At 67.9% G+C, this 17,374-nt stretch carries 14 protein-coding genes; 8 read left to right on the top strand and 6 right to left on the bottom strand.

Features of this window, described 5'->3' with window-relative positions:
- Positions 1-92: 92 nt before the first annotated feature.
- The 3 genes from HWX87_RS03255 to HWX87_RS03245 form a co-directional block, all read right to left on the bottom strand.
- On the bottom strand, positions 93-1,880 hold the full coding sequence (locus HWX87_RS03255) for a chloride channel protein (protein WP_176045653.1): 1,788 nt from the start codon (positions 1,878-1,880) through the stop codon (positions 93-95).
- A 20-nt stretch (positions 1,881-1,900) separates the two neighbouring features.
- Entirely contained in the window at positions 1,901-2,314 is a 414-nt protein-coding gene (locus tag HWX87_RS03250; protein WP_085037382.1) for a helix-turn-helix domain-containing protein, read from the bottom strand.
- A 134-nt stretch (positions 2,315-2,448) separates the two neighbouring features.
- The gene (locus HWX87_RS03245) at positions 2,449-3,624 is read right to left on the bottom strand and encodes an HPP family protein (RefSeq protein WP_176045651.1); all 1,176 of its coding nucleotides are present in this window, start codon (positions 3,622-3,624) and stop codon (positions 2,449-2,451) included.
- 365 nt (positions 3,625-3,989) lie between these two features.
- On the opposite strand from HWX87_RS03245, the gene HWX87_RS03240 reads away from it, so the two are divergent.
- A complete protein-coding gene (locus HWX87_RS03240; protein ID WP_176045650.1) occupies positions 3,990-4,958 on the top strand; it encodes a LysR family transcriptional regulator in 969 nt (322 codons plus the stop codon).
- 27 nt (positions 4,959-4,985) lie between these two features.
- Here HWX87_RS03240 and HWX87_RS03235 read toward each other — a convergent pair whose 3' ends face one another.
- Entirely contained in the window at positions 4,986-6,350 is a 1,365-nt protein-coding gene (locus HWX87_RS03235) for an MFS transporter (RefSeq protein WP_176045648.1), read from the bottom strand.
- Positions 6,351-6,422: 72 nt separating this feature from the next.
- A complete protein-coding gene (locus tag HWX87_RS03230) occupies positions 6,423-7,361 on the bottom strand; it encodes a 2-hydroxyacid dehydrogenase (protein WP_176045646.1) in 939 nt (312 codons plus the stop codon).
- Positions 7,362-7,474: 113 nt separating this feature from the next.
- Between HWX87_RS03230 and HWX87_RS03225 the strand changes: the two genes are divergently transcribed.
- From HWX87_RS03225 to HWX87_RS03215, 3 genes are all read left to right on the top strand, one after another.
- Positions 7,475-8,383, top strand: a complete 909-nt coding sequence (locus HWX87_RS03225) for a LysR substrate-binding domain-containing protein (protein ID WP_176045644.1) — start codon at positions 7,475-7,477, stop codon at positions 8,381-8,383.
- A 689-nt stretch (positions 8,384-9,072) separates the two neighbouring features.
- Positions 9,073-9,843: a hypothetical protein gene (locus HWX87_RS03220; RefSeq protein ID WP_176045642.1), complete on the top strand. Its 771-nt coding sequence runs from the start codon at positions 9,073-9,075 to the stop codon at positions 9,841-9,843.
- Positions 9,844-9,863: 20 nt separating this feature from the next.
- Positions 9,864-10,997: a transporter substrate-binding domain-containing protein gene (locus HWX87_RS03215; protein WP_176045640.1), complete on the top strand. Its 1,134-nt coding sequence runs from the start codon at positions 9,864-9,866 to the stop codon at positions 10,995-10,997.
- A 94-nt stretch (positions 10,998-11,091) separates the two neighbouring features.
- On the opposite strand, the gene HWX87_RS03210 is transcribed toward HWX87_RS03215, so the two are convergent.
- Positions 11,092-12,180: an ionic transporter y4hA gene (locus HWX87_RS03210; protein ID WP_176045638.1), complete on the bottom strand. Its 1,089-nt coding sequence runs from the start codon at positions 12,178-12,180 to the stop codon at positions 11,092-11,094.
- A 551-nt stretch (positions 12,181-12,731) separates the two neighbouring features.
- Between HWX87_RS03210 and HWX87_RS03205 the strand changes: the two genes are divergently transcribed.
- The 4 genes from HWX87_RS03205 (at position 12,732) to HWX87_RS03190 (ending at position 17,310) form a co-directional block, all read left to right on the top strand.
- On the top strand, positions 12,732-14,288 hold the full coding sequence (locus HWX87_RS03205) for a 3-hydroxyacyl-CoA dehydrogenase (protein WP_176045636.1): 1,557 nt from the start codon (positions 12,732-12,734) through the stop codon (positions 14,286-14,288).
- A gap of 67 nt (positions 14,289-14,355) precedes the next feature.
- On the top strand, positions 14,356-15,678 hold the full coding sequence (gene paaK, locus HWX87_RS03200; protein ID WP_176045634.1) for a phenylacetate--CoA ligase PaaK: 1,323 nt from the start codon (positions 14,356-14,358) through the stop codon (positions 15,676-15,678).
- Positions 15,679-15,716: 38 nt separating this feature from the next.
- Positions 15,717-16,517 carry an enoyl-CoA hydratase-related protein gene (locus HWX87_RS03195; protein WP_176045632.1) on the top strand — a complete coding sequence of 267 codons (801 nt, stop codon included), beginning with the start codon at positions 15,717-15,719 and terminating at the stop codon, positions 16,515-16,517.
- 121 nt (positions 16,518-16,638) lie between these two features.
- Positions 16,639-17,310 carry a MarC family protein gene (locus HWX87_RS03190; protein WP_059240354.1) on the top strand — a complete coding sequence of 224 codons (672 nt, stop codon included), beginning with the start codon at positions 16,639-16,641 and terminating at the stop codon, positions 17,308-17,310.
- Positions 17,311-17,374 lie beyond the last annotated feature (64 nt).

Genomic DNA, 17,374 nt, shown 5'->3' with positions numbered 1-17,374 from the left:
TGCCGCGCGCGAAGGGCGCGCGGCATCGGGTAGCGACATGAAGCGGGACGAGGAGGCGGTGCGCGGCCGGTATGCCGCGCACGCGGGCGGCGTCAGCCGGCCTTGCGCGTGCCGGCGTCGCGCAGGTTGACCGGGACGATCGGGCGGAAGCGTTCGCGCTTCTGTTCGTCGTCGAAGTGCTGGAGCGCGGGCTTGATCAGGTCGCTGCGCGACACGATGCCGGTGATGCGCAACGATTGCGCGTCGTCGACGACCGGCAGGCGCTCGAGGCCCAGCATCGCGAGGCGCGATGCGACGACGCGGCACGTTTCGTGCGCCAGCGCGACGGACGGCGCGCGGTTCGCGAATGCGCCGGAGATCGGTGTATCGGCGCCGGCCTGTGCGCGCTGCGCGTCGAGCGTCGCGCGATCGACCAGGCCGAGCAGGCGGCCGTTCTGCACGACCGGGTACGCGCGATGCGCCTGCTTCGCGCCGAAGTACTGCGACTCGACGGTATCGAGCGTCGCTGCGCCGTCGATCGCGACGAGCCGGTCGGCCGACGTCATCACTTCGCCGATGTCATGTCGCTCGAGCGGATCGACGCCGTATTCGCGATAGATGTGATAGCCGCGACGTGCGATCTTTTCCGTCATGATCGAGCGCTTCATCACGATGGTCGAGAAACCGTGCGCGACGAGCGTCGCCGCGAGCAGCGGCAGCAGCGCGTTCGCGTCGTGCGTGAGGCCGAACGCGAACACGATCGCGGTCAGCGGGGCGCCGAGCGTCGCGCCGAGCGTCGCGGCCATGCAGACGAGCGGCCACAGCGCCGGATCGCCGCCCGGCAGCATCGGCGACAGCACCGTGCCGAGGCCGGCGCCGAGCATCAGCAGCGGGGCGAGCACACCGCCCGACGTGCCCGAGCCGAGCGCGATCACCCACATCACGGCCTTCACGATCAGCAGCGCGAGCGCGATCTTCAGCGCGATGTGCTGATGAAGCAGGTCGCCGATCACGTCGTAGCCGACGCCGAGCGCGCGCGGTTCGAGCCAGCCGCCGATCCCGATCACGATCGCGCCGAGCGCGGGCCACCACATCCAGTGCACGGGCAGCTTCGCGAAGGTGTCCTCGACGCGGTAAAGCGCCGCCGACAGGCCGCATGCGAGCATGCCCGACAGCAGGCCCGCGACGATGCACGACAGCAGCGCGACAGGTGTCGGCGCGGCCGTCGTCAGCGGAAACAGCGGATCGACGCCGAAGAACACCGCGCGTGCGAACCCGGCCACCGCGCACGCAAGCGCGACCGGCAGGAAACTGCGCGGACGCCATTCGAACAGCAGCAGTTCGACCGCGAGCAGCACGGCGGCGACCGGCGTGCCGAACACGGCCGTCATGCCGGCGGCCGCACCGGCGACGAGCAGCGTCTTGCGCTCGGCGGCGGTCACGTGCACGCATTGCGCGATCAGCGAGCCGAGTGCGCCGCCCGTCATGATGATCGGGCCTTCGGCGCCGAACGGGCCGCCGCTGCCGATCACGACGCCGGACGACAGCGGCTTGAGGATCGCGACCTTCGGCGACATGCGGCTCTTGCCGAACAGGATCGCCTCGATCGCTTCGGGAATGCCGTGGCCGCGGATCTTTTCCGAACCGAAGCGCGCCATCATCCCGACGATCAGCCCGCCGATCACCGGGATCACGATCACCCATGCGCCGAGCGTGTTGTTCGCCGGGGAGCGGTCGGTGAACGAGAACTGCTGGAAGAAGAACAGGTTCGTGAACAGGTGGATCAGGCTCAGCAGCACGAATGCGGCAAGCGTGCTGAGCAGGCCGATCCCGGCGGCGAGCAACGCGATCCTGGGCAAGCGGTCGTTGGTCGCGAAATCGCGTTTGTGTGGTGCGTTCATCGGAGTGGAAAGAGCAAGGGTCAGTAATCGATCTGGGGAACCTGGAACGCGTCCTTGAGCGACTTCAGCTCGGCGCGATGCATGGCCGCGAGGCGGGCGAGCAGCGTCTCGCCGGCGGGCTCGAGGTGGACTTCGACCTGCCGGCGATCGGCTTCGCTCGTCTTGCGCTTCACGAGCCCGAGCGCTTCACAGCGCGTCACCAGCGCAACGACGCCGTGATGCTGCGCCTGCAGGCGTTCCGCGAGCTCGCCGATGGTTGCCCATTCGCGATGCGGATAACCCTTGATGTGCAGCAGCAGCAGGTATTGCAGCGGCGTCACGCCTTCGCTTTGCGCGGCGCGTTCGGAGAAGCGCTCGAAGCGGCGCATCTGGTAGCGGAACTCGGACAGTTGCTGGAAGTCGCTTTTCGCCAGCGCGCGTCGGGTATCGTTCATCGAGGTCGGTCGTGCAGTCAGTTTGGGTGGCGTCAAATATATCACAACATGATATAAATGGCCGAACTTCGGCGGAATGGATGTATTTCACGATGTGTCAGCCGTTCCGTGGCATGACGTGCGCCTTACGTGCGTTACGCGGCCTCGAGCATTTGGGTTTGCCGATAAAGGCCCGTCACGAGATCCGTCTGCGTAATGATCCCGACGAGCCGGTGCGACGCATCGACGACCGGAATGTGGTGGTGGCCCGAATGCGTGAACAGCGGCACGAGCGCGGTGATCGGCATCGTTTCCGGCACGCATGCGACGTCGCGCGTCATCACGGTGGCGACGCTCGCAGGCTGGCCGCCGAGCGATTGCGGCAGCCGCGCGGACAGGCGTTGCCACAGCGGGGTCGGGCGGCGCAACTGGCGCGTGAGGTCGGCGCGCGTGACGATGCCGGTCAGGCGGCCTTCGCCATCGACCACCGGCAGCGCCTTCACGCGGTGACGGTCGAGCAGCGTCAGCGCGGCCGTCACCGACGTCGACGGTGCGGCCTCGATCGCATTCTTCGTCATCAGGTCGGCGCAGGTGAGCTGGCCGAACGTGCGCGCATAGGCCTGCATTTCAGTTTCGCGCAGCAGCGATTCGAGATCGTCCGGATCGACGTCGAGCCATTCGCCGCGGCGCTTCAGCACCGCGTCGAGGTCGCTGCGCGTGAAGCCGCCGCGCGCGGGTGCGGCGCTGCCCGCCTGCGGTTTCGCTTCGGGGCGCACGCCGCCGTGCGGGTAGCGGTGCCCGGTCAGCGCGTGATACGCGAGCGCGGCCGACAGCAGGATCGCCGATTGCAGCGCGATCGGCTCCAGCACGAAACTGAAGCCGAGCGAGTGGATCGCCGGGCCGCCGACCACGGCCGTGAGCGCGACGGCGCCCGACGGCGGGTGCACGCAGCGCAGCGCGAACATGCCGCCGATCGCGCACGCGATCGCGACCGCGGCGGCCGTGATCGGATCGGCGATCCATTGCGCGCAGGCAACGCCGACCGTCGCCGCGACGAGATTGCCGCCGATGATCGACCACGGCTGCGCGAGCGGGCTTGCCGGCACCGCGAACAGCAGCACCGCCGATGCGCCCATCGGCGCGACGAGCAGCGGCACGAGGCCCGGCACGCCGGGTAGCAGCCGCATCGTGACGCCGACCGTCGCGATTCCGACGAGCGCACCCGTGGACGAACGCAGGCGCTCGCGCCAGCCAAGCGACATCGGATGGGGAAGGAAGCTGTGCAGCCATTGCCGCAACGTGCGGCGCGACGGAGATGAGCCTGACGACATGGACGGGTAAGCGGTAAAAATGACAGCGCGGGGCGCGCGCGGCGACAAGAGCGCAATTATATCGTGTTGTGATACAAATTGTCGCGCTGCATCAAGCCGTTGCGCGCGTGCGACGCGCGAGCCTTGCGAAAACCTTTCATCCGATGAAAGCTTCGGGGGCGGGCAACCGCGCAAATTTGTCTGCAGCGGCGTACAATTCGGGCCACTGAATCCCCCGTCATGCCAGAACCACGTACGCGATGCCCGCTCTCCCGCCTTTTCTCCGGCCCGGCGATCGATACGACGTGGTTCGCGGCCGCGTTCCGTTCCCCATCTGACGCGAGCGCCGCCGACGCCTCCCCACTGACTCTCCCCAAGCCAATCCAATGGACATGCTCGAAAACATGCGCCTGTTCGTGCGCGTTGTCGAAGCCGGCAGCTTTACTGCGGTCGCGAAGGAAATCGACGCGACCACCGCGCAGGTGTCGCGTGCGGTCTCGAACCTCGAAGCGCACGTACAGACGCGCCTGCTGCATCGCACGACGCGCCACCTCGGCCTGACCGAAAGCGGCGAACGCTATTTCGAGCGTGCGAAATCGATCCTCGCGGAAATCGACTACGCGAACGCGGAGGCGCGCAACGCGCTGCTGCGGCCGAGCGGCAAGATGCGCATCCATGCGATGACGGGGCTCGGGCAGAGTCATGTCGTGTCGTCGATCGTCCGCTACCAGGAGGACAACCCCGACGTGTCGGTCGAACTGACGCTCGCGCAGCGGATGCCGAATCTCGTCGAGGAGGGCTACGACGTGTCGATCGTGACGGCGTCGCAGCTGCCCGATTCGGGCTATGTCGCGCAGACCTGCGGCACGAGCTGCAGCGTGCTCGTCGCGTCGCGCGAATACCTGGCGCGGCACGGCACGCCGCAGACGCCCGACGAATTGCCGAACCACGTGTGCCTGCGTCTCGACACGCCCGCATCGCCGGCCAGCGAATGGCGCCTCGAGCGCAACGACGGCGAGGAAGCCGTCTACGAACTGCAGCCGGCGCCGTTCCAGGTCAACGTGCCGGATGCGCTGTGCGTCGCGGTGCGTGCCGGACGCGGGATCGCGTGCGTCGCGCTGTATACGGTGCTCGACGACATCCGCGAAGGGCGGCTGATCCGCGTGCTGCCGGAGTACCGGCTGCAAACGGTGAGCGTGTACGCCGTCTATGCGACGCGTCGTTATCTCGACGCGAAGATCCGCACGTTCCTCGACCACCTGCGCACGACGCTCACGCCCGCGCTCGAGAACGACCTGCGCGAACTCGACCGGCTGACGACCGAGCAGACGCCGGGCGGCCGCAAGCGCGCGTGACGGCGCGCATGCGTGCCGCTGCGATGTTCACGCGGCCGGCGTGATGCGGATCCGCTCGAAGCGCCCCGCGAGCCACGCGTACGCGGCGATGCCGATCAGCCCGTGCGCGGCGACGAACCACAACGCGCCGGCGAACGAGCCCGTGCTGGCGACGAAGTAGCCGATCACGAGCGGCGTGACGATGCCGGCGATGTTGCCGAGGCCGTTGAACACGCCGCCGCTCAGTCCGACCATTCCTTCCGGCGCCGTATCGGCGAGCACGGCCCAGCCGACCGCCGCAAGCCCCTTGCCGAAGAACGCGATCGTCATCAGCGCGATCACGACCGCGTTCGACGACGCGCCGTTCGCGAGCACGAGCAGCGTCGCCATCGCCATTCCCGCGACGAACGGTGTCTTGCGTGCTTTCGACGGATGCATGCCGCGCCGGATCAACCCGTCCGACAGCACGCCGCCGAGCACGCCGCCGGTGAACCCGCAGATTGCCGGCAGCGCGGCAACCCAGCCGGCTTCCATGATCGTCATCCCGCGCCCCTTGATCAGGTAGATCGGAAACCACGTGATGAAGAAGTAGGTGAGCGCCGTGATGCAGTACTGACCGATATAGATCGCCCACAGGTTCCGGTGGCGGAACAGTTGCGACACGTCGTGCCACGACACGCGCGGCCGCTGGCGCACACGGTTCGCCTCGAGATCGACGAGCGCGCCATGCGCGCGCAGGTAGTCGCGCTCCGCGTCGGTCACGCGCGGGTGGCCGTGCGGCTCGCGATACCACGCGAACCACAGCGCGGCGAGCGCGATGCCGAGCATCCCCATCCACAGGAACACATGCTCCCAGCCGAGCGCATGCGTGAGCCAGGCCATCGCCGGCGTAAACAGCACGACGGCCATGTACTGCGCGGAATTGAACAGGGCCGACGCGGTGCCGCGTTCGGCGGTCGGGAACCAGCAGGCGACGATCCGCGAATTGGCCGGGAAGGCCGGCGATTCGACGAGGCCGAGCATGAAGCGCATGACGAACAGCGCGAGCGTCGCGGCCGCACCCTGCACGGCGAGCCAGCCGACCGTGCCCTGCAGCATCGTGAATGCCGACCACAGCAGCAGGCTCAGGCCGTACACACGCCGCGCGCCGAAGCGGTCGAGCAGCCAGCCGCCCGGGATCTGGCCTATCGCATAGGCCCACGCGAACGCTGAAAAGACGATGCCGAGCTGCACGGGCGTCAGGCCGAGATCGTGCGCGACGCCGGTGCCGGCGATCGACATCGTCGCGCGGTCCGCGTAGTTGATGACGGTGACCGCGAAGATCAGCGCGAGGACCGCGTAGCGGACGCGGCCGATCGTGCGCGAAGCGGCAGGCGATGCGGCGAGGGCGGCGCCGCTGGATCGATTGGGCATGCGTGTCTCCTGGCCTCCGTCGGGCGGAGGCGTCTGGTGTCGTAACGGGGGCCGCCGTGCGGCGTGCGGAGGTCAGCTCGTGACGCTGGTCGGCGGGCGCTGGCCAGCGAAGCACGCGGCGAGGTTGGCGAGCACGATCCGGCCCATCTCTTCGCGCGTTTCGTGCGTTGCGCTCGCACGGTGCGGCTGCACGACGACGCGGTCGAGTTCGAGCAGCGCGGCCGGCACGTGCGGCTCGTTTGCGAACACGTCGAGGCCGGCGCCGGCGATCGTGCCGTCGGCGAGCGCGCGCACGAGCGCGGTTTCGTCGACCAGCTTGCCGCGTGCGACATTGATTAGGAATCCTTTGGGGCCGAGTGCGGCGAGCACGTCGGCCGTCACGAGCACGTTGCCGTGATCGGCCGATGCCGCGATCACGAGCACGTCGCTGTCGCGCGCGAGGGCAACGAGGTCGGGCACGAAGCGGTAGCCGCTGTCGCGATGCTCGCGCGGGCCGAAGTAGCTGACGGGCATCCGGAACGCCTGCGCGCGCTGCGCGATCGCGCGGCCGACACGGCCGAGCCCGACGATGCCGAGCCGCTTGCCGGTGACCTGCGTTGCGAGCGGCTGGGCCGTCTTGCCCCAGCGGCCGGCGCGCACGATCCGCTCGCCGGCGCCGAGGTCGCGCAGCGTCGTCAGGATCAGTCCCAGCGCCATGTCGGCGACGTCGTCGGTCAGCACGTCGGGCGTCGTCGTCACGTGGATGCTGCGTGCGCGAGCGCGGTCGAGATCGACCGCATCGGTGCCGATGCCGCTGATCGCGACGATCTCGAGCGCGCTCAGCCGGTCCATCAGCGCGGCGGACAGGCCGTTCGCACCGCCGGTCACGACACCGCGAATGCGCGATGCCACACGATCGAGCAGCGCGTCCGGTTGCGCGTCCGCGTACAGGCGGTGCACCGCGTAACGGGCGGACAGTTCGGCGTCGATCGTGTCGGGGAGCGGCTGGGTCAGCAGGATGTCGATGGTCATGAAGGTCTCGGTCGTCGTGCGCGGCGCAGGCCGTGCATCAGGTGGAACCGAGTATAGAAATCGCATCGATATCGGTCTAACATCAAAAGACTATCGATTGATTCAAGAATTGGATGATTGAACTGCACCAGCTTCGCTGCTTCGTTGCGGTGGCCGAGGAACTGCATTTCGGCCGCGCGGCCAGACGGCTCTTCATGACCCAGCCGCCGCTGAGCCGGCAGATCCAGCTGCTCGAGCACGCGCTCGGCATCGCGCTGCTCGAGCGCAGCAGCCGGCAGGTCAGCCTGACCGCGGCCGGCGAGCGCTTCCTGCGCGACGCGCGGCACATCCTCGAATTCTCCGCACGGGCCGAGCAGGCCGCGCAGCGCGTCGCGCACGGCGGGGCCGGCCGCATCACGCTCGGCTTCACGGCCGTCAGCGCATACCGGATGATTCCGGTGCTGCTCGCGCACGCGGCGCATGCGCTGCCGGACGTCGACGTCGAATTGCGCGAGATGGTGTCGACCGTGCAGATCGACGCGCTCGCGTCGCGGATGCTCGACGCGGGTTTCGTACGCCAGCGCGCCGCGCGCCAGCCGCTCGAATACCGTCTCGTGCAGCGCGAGCCGATGCTCGTCGCGGTTGCGCAAGGCGCGCCGCTGGCCGGCTACGAGCAGATCGGCCCCGACGAACTCGACCGGCAGCCGTTCATCGCGTATTCGCCGAACGAGGGGAAGTACTTCCACGACATGATCTCGGGGATGTTCGCGGGTGCCGGGCGGCTGCCGAACTACCTTCACTACGTCGGGCAGACGCATACGATTCTCGGCCTCGTGCGCGCGGGGCTCGGCGCGGCGCTGGTGCCGGCCTCGGCGCGCGAGCTTCATGTCGATGGTGTGGTGTTCCGGCCGCTGGCGGGCGTCAACGTGGCGGCCGAGCTGTATCTCGCGTGGCGAGCCGACAACGACAATCCCGCGCTGCCGGTGTTCAACGCGATGGTCGAGCGGTTTCTCGCGCAGGAACAGGGTGGCGCGGCAGCGTAACGGCATCGCGCGTTCGCGTTGCGTCACAAGCTTTCAATCCGGAAGCTTGCTGCGCTGCAATGGCAAGCAATCCTGAGCGAGCCTGAAAGGCGTCGATGGCAGGAATCCTTGCAATTTCGAAAGCATGTCGCCGTGCGTGCGTTTCACGGCGGAGCGGCATGAACGACAGCGGCCTGTCGGCCCGACGAAGGGCTCCATGCCGACCGCTTGACGCTGCATGCCGGTCGGCGCACGATACGTCCGTGCATTTGGAGCGGGACGCGCCGGCCGCGCGGTTCCTGCACCCGCGACACGCAAAAGAACAACGATGAGCCTTTACGCCCTCGTACCGGAATACCGGCGCCGCATCCGTCCGCACGCCGCAACGACACTTCACCCGACGCCCGCCGCGTCACGTATCCGTCATCCCGTTTCGTACCGCGCGTCGGTACACTTTCCCGTTCGCGCGACGGCCGCGACGATGAACGGCGCCGGGCCGGCCCGCCGCATCGCCCCACCGCACGCAGCCCCCGCTCACCGCATCCCGAACGGCGCCTATACCGGCGTCTCGTGACGTCCGCTCGCGCCCGTCCTTGTATTGCGCCACCGGCTTTCCTGATTGCCGGGCGGCACCGGAGTCCGAAGCATTTCGATTGCGCTTGAAAAAGCAAACGTACGCAGTTCGGTTCGAGGTTCAAGGAGAAAAACTCATGTCGCAGCCTTCAAATGAAGCAAACGGCAGTTCGGGGAGTGGCAAGGTCAAGCTGATCAAGTGGGCGATCATCGTCGCCGGCGTCGCGATCGCGGCACCGGCCGCGCTGTTCATCCTGAAGGGGGTGATCGCGCTGGTCGCGGCGGGCGTGATCGGTCTCGGCGCGATCTATCTGGCGCCGGTCGTCGCGATGAAGCTCGCGAACCAGAAGGTGAAGATGATCGTCGCGGAGGCGCAGGCGAATCCGATCGAGACGCTGATCAACCAGCTCGCGGAAAAGCGCCAGGACGCGCAGAAGTTCGCGGACAGCATCACCGCGTTCCGTACCGAGGTGAAAAACTTCGAGAGCAAGACGGAGCTGTTCGAGAAGCAGTACCCGGACGACGCGCCACGCTTCCGGGCGCAGCTCGACACGATGAAGCAGCTGCTGGCGTTTCGCGAGGGCCGCTACAAGCAGGTGCAGGTCGAACTGAAGAATTTCGCGTCGGCGATCGACCGCGCGAAGGCGATGTGGGACATGTCGCAGGCGGCGCAGCAGATGAACAAGCTCGCGGGCCGGCAGGCGTCCGATACGTTCGAGCAGATCAAGACCGACGTGGCCGTCGATTCGGTGATGCGCTCGGTCAACAAGGCGTTCTCCGAGATGGAGACGTCGCTGCTGGATAACCCCGAGGTCAAGCAGGCGCAGCAGCAGGCGGTGTTGAACGGCGGCCGCGCGCCCGGGCTCGATGCGGCGAACCCCGCGCAGTTGCCGTCGAAACAACAATAACTTCCTGCAGGCCTTCAACCATGAAAAAACTTCTTGGCGCAATCGCGTTTCTGGTCGTGCTCGTCGGCGTATGGATCGTGCATCAGGGCGGCCTGTCGACGCTGATTCCCGCGCATGACGCGGCGCCGTCGTCGACATCCGCACAAAATGTGGACACCGGCCAGCCCGCGCAGACGCCGCCGTCGGCCAATGTCCTGCCGGCCGGCTTCACGCCGCAGGCCAGTTCGCTGAAATCGATTGCGGAAAACGGCATCGTGCGGATCTCGGTGCAGAATCCGAGCGAACCGTTCTTCGGCGAGGACAAGGGCGCACCGCACGGCTTCAACGTCGAATTCGCGCGGCTGCTGTTCGCGGATCCGTCGTTCTCGCACGGCGGCAAGCCGGTCGTCGTCGATACGCGTCACGAGGTCGACACGTACCCGGGCGTGCCGAAGCAACTGCTCGATACGGACGCGAAGGGGAACCACGTGGTCGACGTCGCGATGGACGGGCTGACGTTCCCGGACAACTCGCCGGCCGGCGTCGTCTATTCGGTGCCGTACGTCGACGATTTCGGCTATTCGCTGATCGTGCGGCAGGGCTCGGCGATCCGCTCGACCGACGATCTCGCCGGCAAGACGGTCGGGATCCTGAAGGGCGATCCCGACGTGCGCGCGTTCGTCACCCGCCAGTATCCGAACGTGCACTTCGTCGAGGTCGACGATTCCGATCCGGCGTTCATCGCGAAGAGCATCGACGGCCGCACGGTCGACGCGTTCATCTACGACTATCCGTTCGCGGTCAGTTCGATCAAGAATACCGACCTGAAATTCGCGGTGACCAAGCTCGACGGCTCGAACATTGCGTACAAGATCGGCGTGCGCGCGGACGACCAGGACCTGCTGATCTACCTGAACGCCGCGATCGCAAAGCTCAAGCAGTCGCCGCAGTATCTCGACCTGCTGCGCAAGTACTTCGTCAGCGACCAGGCGGTGACAACCGCGGCCGCATCGGGCGAACACACGTACGTGGTGAAGGCGGGCGACACGCTGAACCTGATCGCGGCGAGCAAGCTCGGCAGCGGCCAGCGTTATCGCGAGATCCAGCGCCGCAACAACCTCGCGAACCCGAACCTGATCCTGGCAGGCCAGCATCTCGTGATTCCGGTCCGGTGACGGCGGCGTGGTGTGAATGAAGGAAGGTGAAGGGACGTGAAAGACGGCGCGCGGCCCGGCGGAGAAGAACCGCCGGGCCGCGTGCATTCGGACGTCAGTGGGTGATCGACAGGAACAGGTACGCGGCGAACAGCGACAGGTGCACGACGCCGTGCAGCACCGTCGTGCGGCCCTGGCTGAGCGTCAGCGTGCTGACCAGCAAGGTGAGCGCCAGCAGCACGGTTTCCATTGGCCCGATGCCGAGCGTGAGCGGCTGGCCGACCCAGATGAACACGGCCGCGACGGTCGGGATCGTGAGCCCGATGCTCGCGAGCGCGGAACCGAGCGCGAGGTTCATGCTGGTCTGCAGGCGGTTCGCACGCGCGGCGGTAACGGCCGCGAGCCCTTCCGGCAGCAGCACGAGCGCGGCGATCACGATACCGACCGCGGCTTCGGGCGCGCCAAGCTTCAGCACGGCGTGCTCGACGGCCGGCGACAGCAGCTTCGCGAGCAGCACGACCGCGACGAGGCTCACGAACAGCAGGACCATGCTGATGATGGCGGTACGCGTGCTCGGCGCCGCCGCGTGCACCGACTCGTTTGCACTGTCGTGCGCGGCGAGGAAGTAGTCGCGGTGGCGCACGGTCTGCACGAACACGAACGCGCCGTACAGCACGAGCGACGATACGCCGGCAAACGCGAGCTGCGATTTCGAAAAGAACGGGCCCGGCGCGGCGCTCAGGTAGTTCGGCATCACGAGCGACAGCACGGACAGCGAAGCCAGCACCGCGAGCGCCTTGCTGGCGCCGCGCCCCTGGAAGTCCTGCTCGCCGTGCTTCCACGCGCCGACCAGCAGGCAGATGCCGACGATGCCGTTGCAGATGATCATCACGGCGGCGAATACGGTGTCGCGCGCGAGGCCCGATTTCTCGGGGCCCGCGCCGAGCATCACCGACACGATCAGCGCGACTTCGATGACGGTTACGGCGACCGCGAGCACGAGCGTGCCGAACGGCTCGCCGACGCGGTGCGCGACGACTTCCGCATGGTGGACGGCGGCGAACACGGCGCCGGCGAGCGCGGCGGCGAACACCGCGATGACGAGGCCTTCGGCCGGCACGGCGCGCGACAGCGCGAGTACCAGCCATGCGGCAAGCGGGGCCACGAGGGTCCAGCGCGGGAGCTGGTTGGACGAGAGCGGCATGGAGGGTTTCCTTATGCGAGTGGCGGCGCGCGACGCACCGTCACGGGTTGACGAAGCCCGGCCGTACTATCCGCCGAACGAGGATGATGAAACCGAAGGGTGGCAGTGTGCAACGGTGCTGCCTTGCGTTCGCCACGATGAGGCGGCGAGGGGCGCGGGCGGGCCGAAGCCCGTCGCTGGATGAAACGGTTCGATGTGGCTGGCCGCGGACGGCGAGGCGAGTACACGTGACGACGCGCGGGCCGGGGGCTCGGTTCCGACCCCGACAGGGCGGCCAGCAATGGACGGCGGTGGCGACGTGACACGCGGTTTCCCCCTGAAATCCGGCGGTTTGTCGAATTTTATCAGGCGTTCGGGGGTCACTATCTCATATTCGAACACTTACGTTGACCTTTCGGTTTACAAAAAGTGCCCTGATCTTTCAATTTTTTTACCTTTGCAGTCTCCGTAACGGTCTCTTGCACGACAAATTCGGGCACGCCCTGACATAAATCTACCGACCGGTCGGTTTATAATCGCTCGCACCTCCACTTCATGACGGATCGCAAGCGATGGCTGTTTCCTCTGCACAATCGGTGAACTCGGGCGCGCTGGCGCCGTCGGCCGTCGTCGGCGTGATCGGTGCCGGCGCGATGGGCGCGGGCATTGCGCAGGTCGCAGCCGCGGCCGGCCACACGGTGCTGCTGTACGACCTGAGCGAAGCGGCCTGCGACAGGGCGCTGGCAGGCATCCGTGCCCAGTTCGCGCGACTCGCGGAGAAAGGCCGGCTCGAACCGGCACAGGCCGACGCGGCCGGCAACCGGATCCGCGCGGTGCGTGCGCTGGCCGACTTCGTGGGCGCCGCGCTGGTCGTCGAGGCGGCGGCCGAGCGGCTCGACGTGAAGCGCGAGATCTTCGCGACGCTCGAACGGCATGTCGATGACGCGTGCCTGCTGGCGACCAACACGTCGTCCATCTCGATCACGTCTATTGCGGCCGGGCTGCGCGTGCCGCAGCGCGTCGCCGGCCTGCATTTCTTCAACCCGGCGCCGCTGATGGCGCTCGTCGAGGTGGTCAGCGGGCTCGCGACCGCGTCGGACGTCGCGCAAGTGCTTTATGCAACCGCCGCCGCGTGGGGCAAGAAACCCGTGATGGCGAAATCGACGCCGGGCTTCATCGTGAACCGCGTCGCACGGCCGTACTACGCGGAGGCGCTGCGCGTGCTCAACGAGCAAGGCGGCGCGCCGGCCTCGATCGACGCGGTGATGCGCGAAGCCGGCGGCTTCCGGATGGGGCCGTTCGAACTGATGGACCTGATCGGCCACGACGTGAACTTCGCGGTCACCGAATCGGTGTTCCGCGCGTATTTCAACGATCCGCGCTACACGCCGTCGCTGCTCCAGCAGGAGCTCGTGAACGGCGGCTTCCTCGGGCGCAAGTCGGGGCGCGGCTTCTATTCGTATGCGGACGGCGCGACGCCGCCCGCGCCCGATCTCGAACCGTCGCGCGACGCGCCGGCCGACGTCGTGCTGTACGCCCAGGACGGCCCGGCCGCCGCGCTGCATGCACGATTGGCCGAACGCATCGCGGGTGCCCGGCAGGCCGGCGCGCAGCCGGACGATCTGCTCGCGACGGCCGGCCGCGCATCGATCGCGCTCACCGATGGCCGCACCGCCACCGCACGCGCCGCGCAGACGGGCGTGGCCGATCTCGTGCTCGTCGATCTTGCCCGCGACTACGCGCAGGCCGGGCTCGTTGCGCTGACGCGCGCACTCCAGTGCAGCGACGCGGCCTATGCAGACGCGGTCGGCCTGTTCCAGCAGGCGGGTTTCCGTGTCGTCGGCGTCGCCGACGTGCCGGGGATGGTCGCGATGCGTACCGTCGCGATGCTTGCGAACGAGGCGGCCGACACGGTGAACCAGGGCGTGTGTTCGCCCGCCGATCTCGATCTCGCGATGGAGAAGGGCGTGAACTACCCGTGCGGCCCGCTCGCGTGGGCCGATGCGATCGGCATCGGCCGCGTGCATCGCGTGCTGTCGAACCTGGCGGCGAGCTACGGCGAGGACCGCTATCGCGTGTCGCCGCGCATCGCCGCGCTGCATGCGGCCGGCCGCACGTTCCGGTCGTAACCGCCCGGTCGCACCGAATACGAATACGAACACGAAAACGACATCACTCCATTGGAGGAGCACCCCGATGACTCACCCGACGCATCCCGCCGCCGCCCTCGAGCCGATCGAGACCGCCAGCCGCGACGAACTGCAGGCGCTGCAGCTCGAGCGCATGAAGTGGTCGCTGCGCCACGCGTACGACAACGTCCCGCACTATCGCCGCACGTTCGACGCGGCCGGCGTCCATCCGGACGACCTGAAGTCGCTCGCCGATCTCGCGAAATTCCCGTTCTCGACGAAGAACGACCTGCGCGACAACTATCCGTTCGGGCTGTTCGCGGTGCCGCGCGAGCAGGTCGTGCGCGTGCATGCGTCGAGCGGCACGACCGGCAAGCCGACCGTGGTCGGCTACACCGCGCGCGACATCGATACCTGGGCGAACGTGACCGCGCGCTCGATCCGCGCGGCCGGCGGCCGCCCGGGTGACACGCTGCACAACGCGTTCGGCTATGGCCTGTTCACGGGCGGCCTCGGGATTCACTACGGCGCGGAGCGGCTCGGCTGCATGGTCGTGCCGATGTCGGGCGGGCAGACGGAGAAGCAGGTGCAGCTGATCCGCGATTTCGAGCCGAAGATCATCCTCGTCACGCCGTCGTACATGCTGAACCTGATCGACGAGATGGTGCGGCAGGGGATGGATCCGGCCGAGTCGTCGCTGAAGATCGGCATCTTCGGCGCGGAGCCGTGGACGCAGGCGCTGCGCGAGGAAGTCGAGACGCGGGTGGGCATCGACGCGCTCGACATCTACGGGCTGTCGGAAGTGATGGGCCCGGGCGTCGCGTGCGAATGCGTCGAGACGAAGGACGGTCCGGTGATCTGGGAGGACCATTTCTACCCGGAGATCATCGATCCCGTCACGGGAGAAGTGCTGCCCGACGGCAGCCAGGGCGAGCTCGTGTTCACGTCGTTGACGAAGGAAGCGATGCCGGTGATCCGCTATCGCACGCGCGACCTCACCGCGCTGCTGCCGCCCACCGCGCGCGCGATGCGCCGCCTCGCGAAGATCACGGGCCGCTCCGACGACATGCTGATCGTGCGTGGCGTGAACGTGTTTCCGAGCCAGATCGAGGAGATCGTGGTCGCGCTGCCGCAGCTGTCGGGCCAGTTCCAGATCACGTTGTCGCGCGACGGTCACATGGACAAGCTCGACCTCGCGGTCGAGCTGCGCTCCGAGGTGGCCGCGTCCGTCACCGACGGCGATCGCGCGGCGCTTGCGCGCGAGCTGCAGCACCGGATCAAGACGATGGTCGGCGTGTCGTCCGGCGTGACCGTGCTCGCGGCCGGCGGCATTCCCGCGACCGCGACCGGCAAGGCGCGGCGCGTGATCGACCGCCGCCAGGCTGCCTGATTCCGATATTGGCCGTTCTACCCGAGGAAACCTGTTCGATGGATGGATTGAAGACCCTGGCCGTCGCGGTCGATGCGCGCGGCATCGCGACCGTCGCGCTGCAGCGCGGCGATGTGCTCAACGCGTTCGACGAGACGATGATCGCCGAGCTGACCGACGCGTTCACGGCGCTCGGCCGGCGCGACGACGTCCGCGCGATCGTGCTGCGCTCGGACGGTCGCGCGTTCTGCGCGGGGGCCGACCTGCAGTGGATGCAGCGCGCGAGCACGAACGACGCGGCCGCGAACCTGCGCGACGCCGAGCGGTTCGCCGCGATGATGCGCGCGATCCGGCAGTGCCCGAAACCGACGGTCGCCCGCGTGCAGGGCCACGCGTTCGGTGGCGGTGTCGGCCTGTGCGCGGCCTGCGACATCGTGATCGCGAGCGACCTCGCGCGCTTTTCGGTCAGCGAAGCGCGCTTCGGGATCCTGCCGGCCGTGATCGGCCCGTATCTGGTCGAGGCGGTCGGCCAGCGCCAGGCGCGCCGGCTCGCGCTGACCGCGACGCAGCTTGCCGCCGCCGAGGCCGTCGCGATCGGCCTGATCCACCAGGCCGTGCCGCTCGATGCGCTCGACGCAACGCTCGAGCGGACGCTTGCCGAGCTGGGGCGTAACGGCCCGACCGCGTTGATGGAGATCAAGCGCTTCTTCGACGCGATCGGCGAGTATCCGCCGTCGGACGAGCGCGCGGCATTCACCGCGCAGACGATCTCCCGCGTGCGGGCGACGCCGGAAGCGAAGGAAGGCTTCGCCGCGTTCTTCGCGAAGCGGCCGCCGGCCTGGGAGGCGGGCGCCGAGTAAGCGCCCGCGACGACGATCGGCGCCGCCGCGGGCGCGCCCGCATTTTGTGTCGCGGGCGCTTGCTCTACAATGCGTGACCTCCGGCGCGTTGCCGGCCCAGCCCTGACCGATGCTTCGCCCGATGATCGTCAACCGCCTTATCTCCGAGATCCTGTTCGGCTTCACCGGCCTGATCGGCATCATCAATCCGATCGGCATCGCGTTCCTGTTTCTCGAACGGACCGAGGCACTCACCGAGCATGAGCGGGACCTGCTCGCGAGGAAGGTCGCGTTCAACTCGTTCGTCGTGCTGCTGGTCGCGTTCTTCGCCGGCACGCCGGTGCTGCATTTCTTCGGGATCTCGATGGAGGCGCTGCGGATCGGCGGCGGCTTCGCGGTTGCCGTGGCCGGCTGGCAGATGCTGAACGAGCCCGACGGGCCCGGCGGCGGCGACACGCCGGTCAAGCCGATCGACGCGAACGCGATCATGACGCGCGCGTTCTTCCCGCTGACCGTGCCGCTCACGGTCGGCCCCGGCTCGATCGCCACCGCGATCGCGCTGAACGCGAACCGCACGCACAAGCTGTCGGAGTTCATGCTGTCGAGCATCGTGTCGATCGCCGTCTCCGTGCTCGTGGCGGTCGTGATCTGGCAGGTCTACAGCCGCTCCGCGCTGCTCGCGCGCTACCTCGGCAGCGAAGGGACCAAGGTCGCGAAGCGCGTGTCGGCGTTCCTGCTGCTGTGCATCGGCGTGCAGATCATGCTGACCGGTTTCTCCGCGTTCCTGCAGCCGATCGCCGACCAGGCCAAGTAACCGGGTCGTCCCGGTTCATCCTTTCACACAGCCTGCACGCGTGCGCGTGCCGTACGCGTTCGCG

Source organism: Burkholderia sp. BCC1644 (genome assembly GCF_902833225.1).
Lineage (GTDB): Bacteria > Pseudomonadota > Gammaproteobacteria > Burkholderiales > Burkholderiaceae > Burkholderia.
Note: the sequence above shows the minus strand (reverse complement) of the source record. Positions and strands in the feature narration are given on the sequence as shown.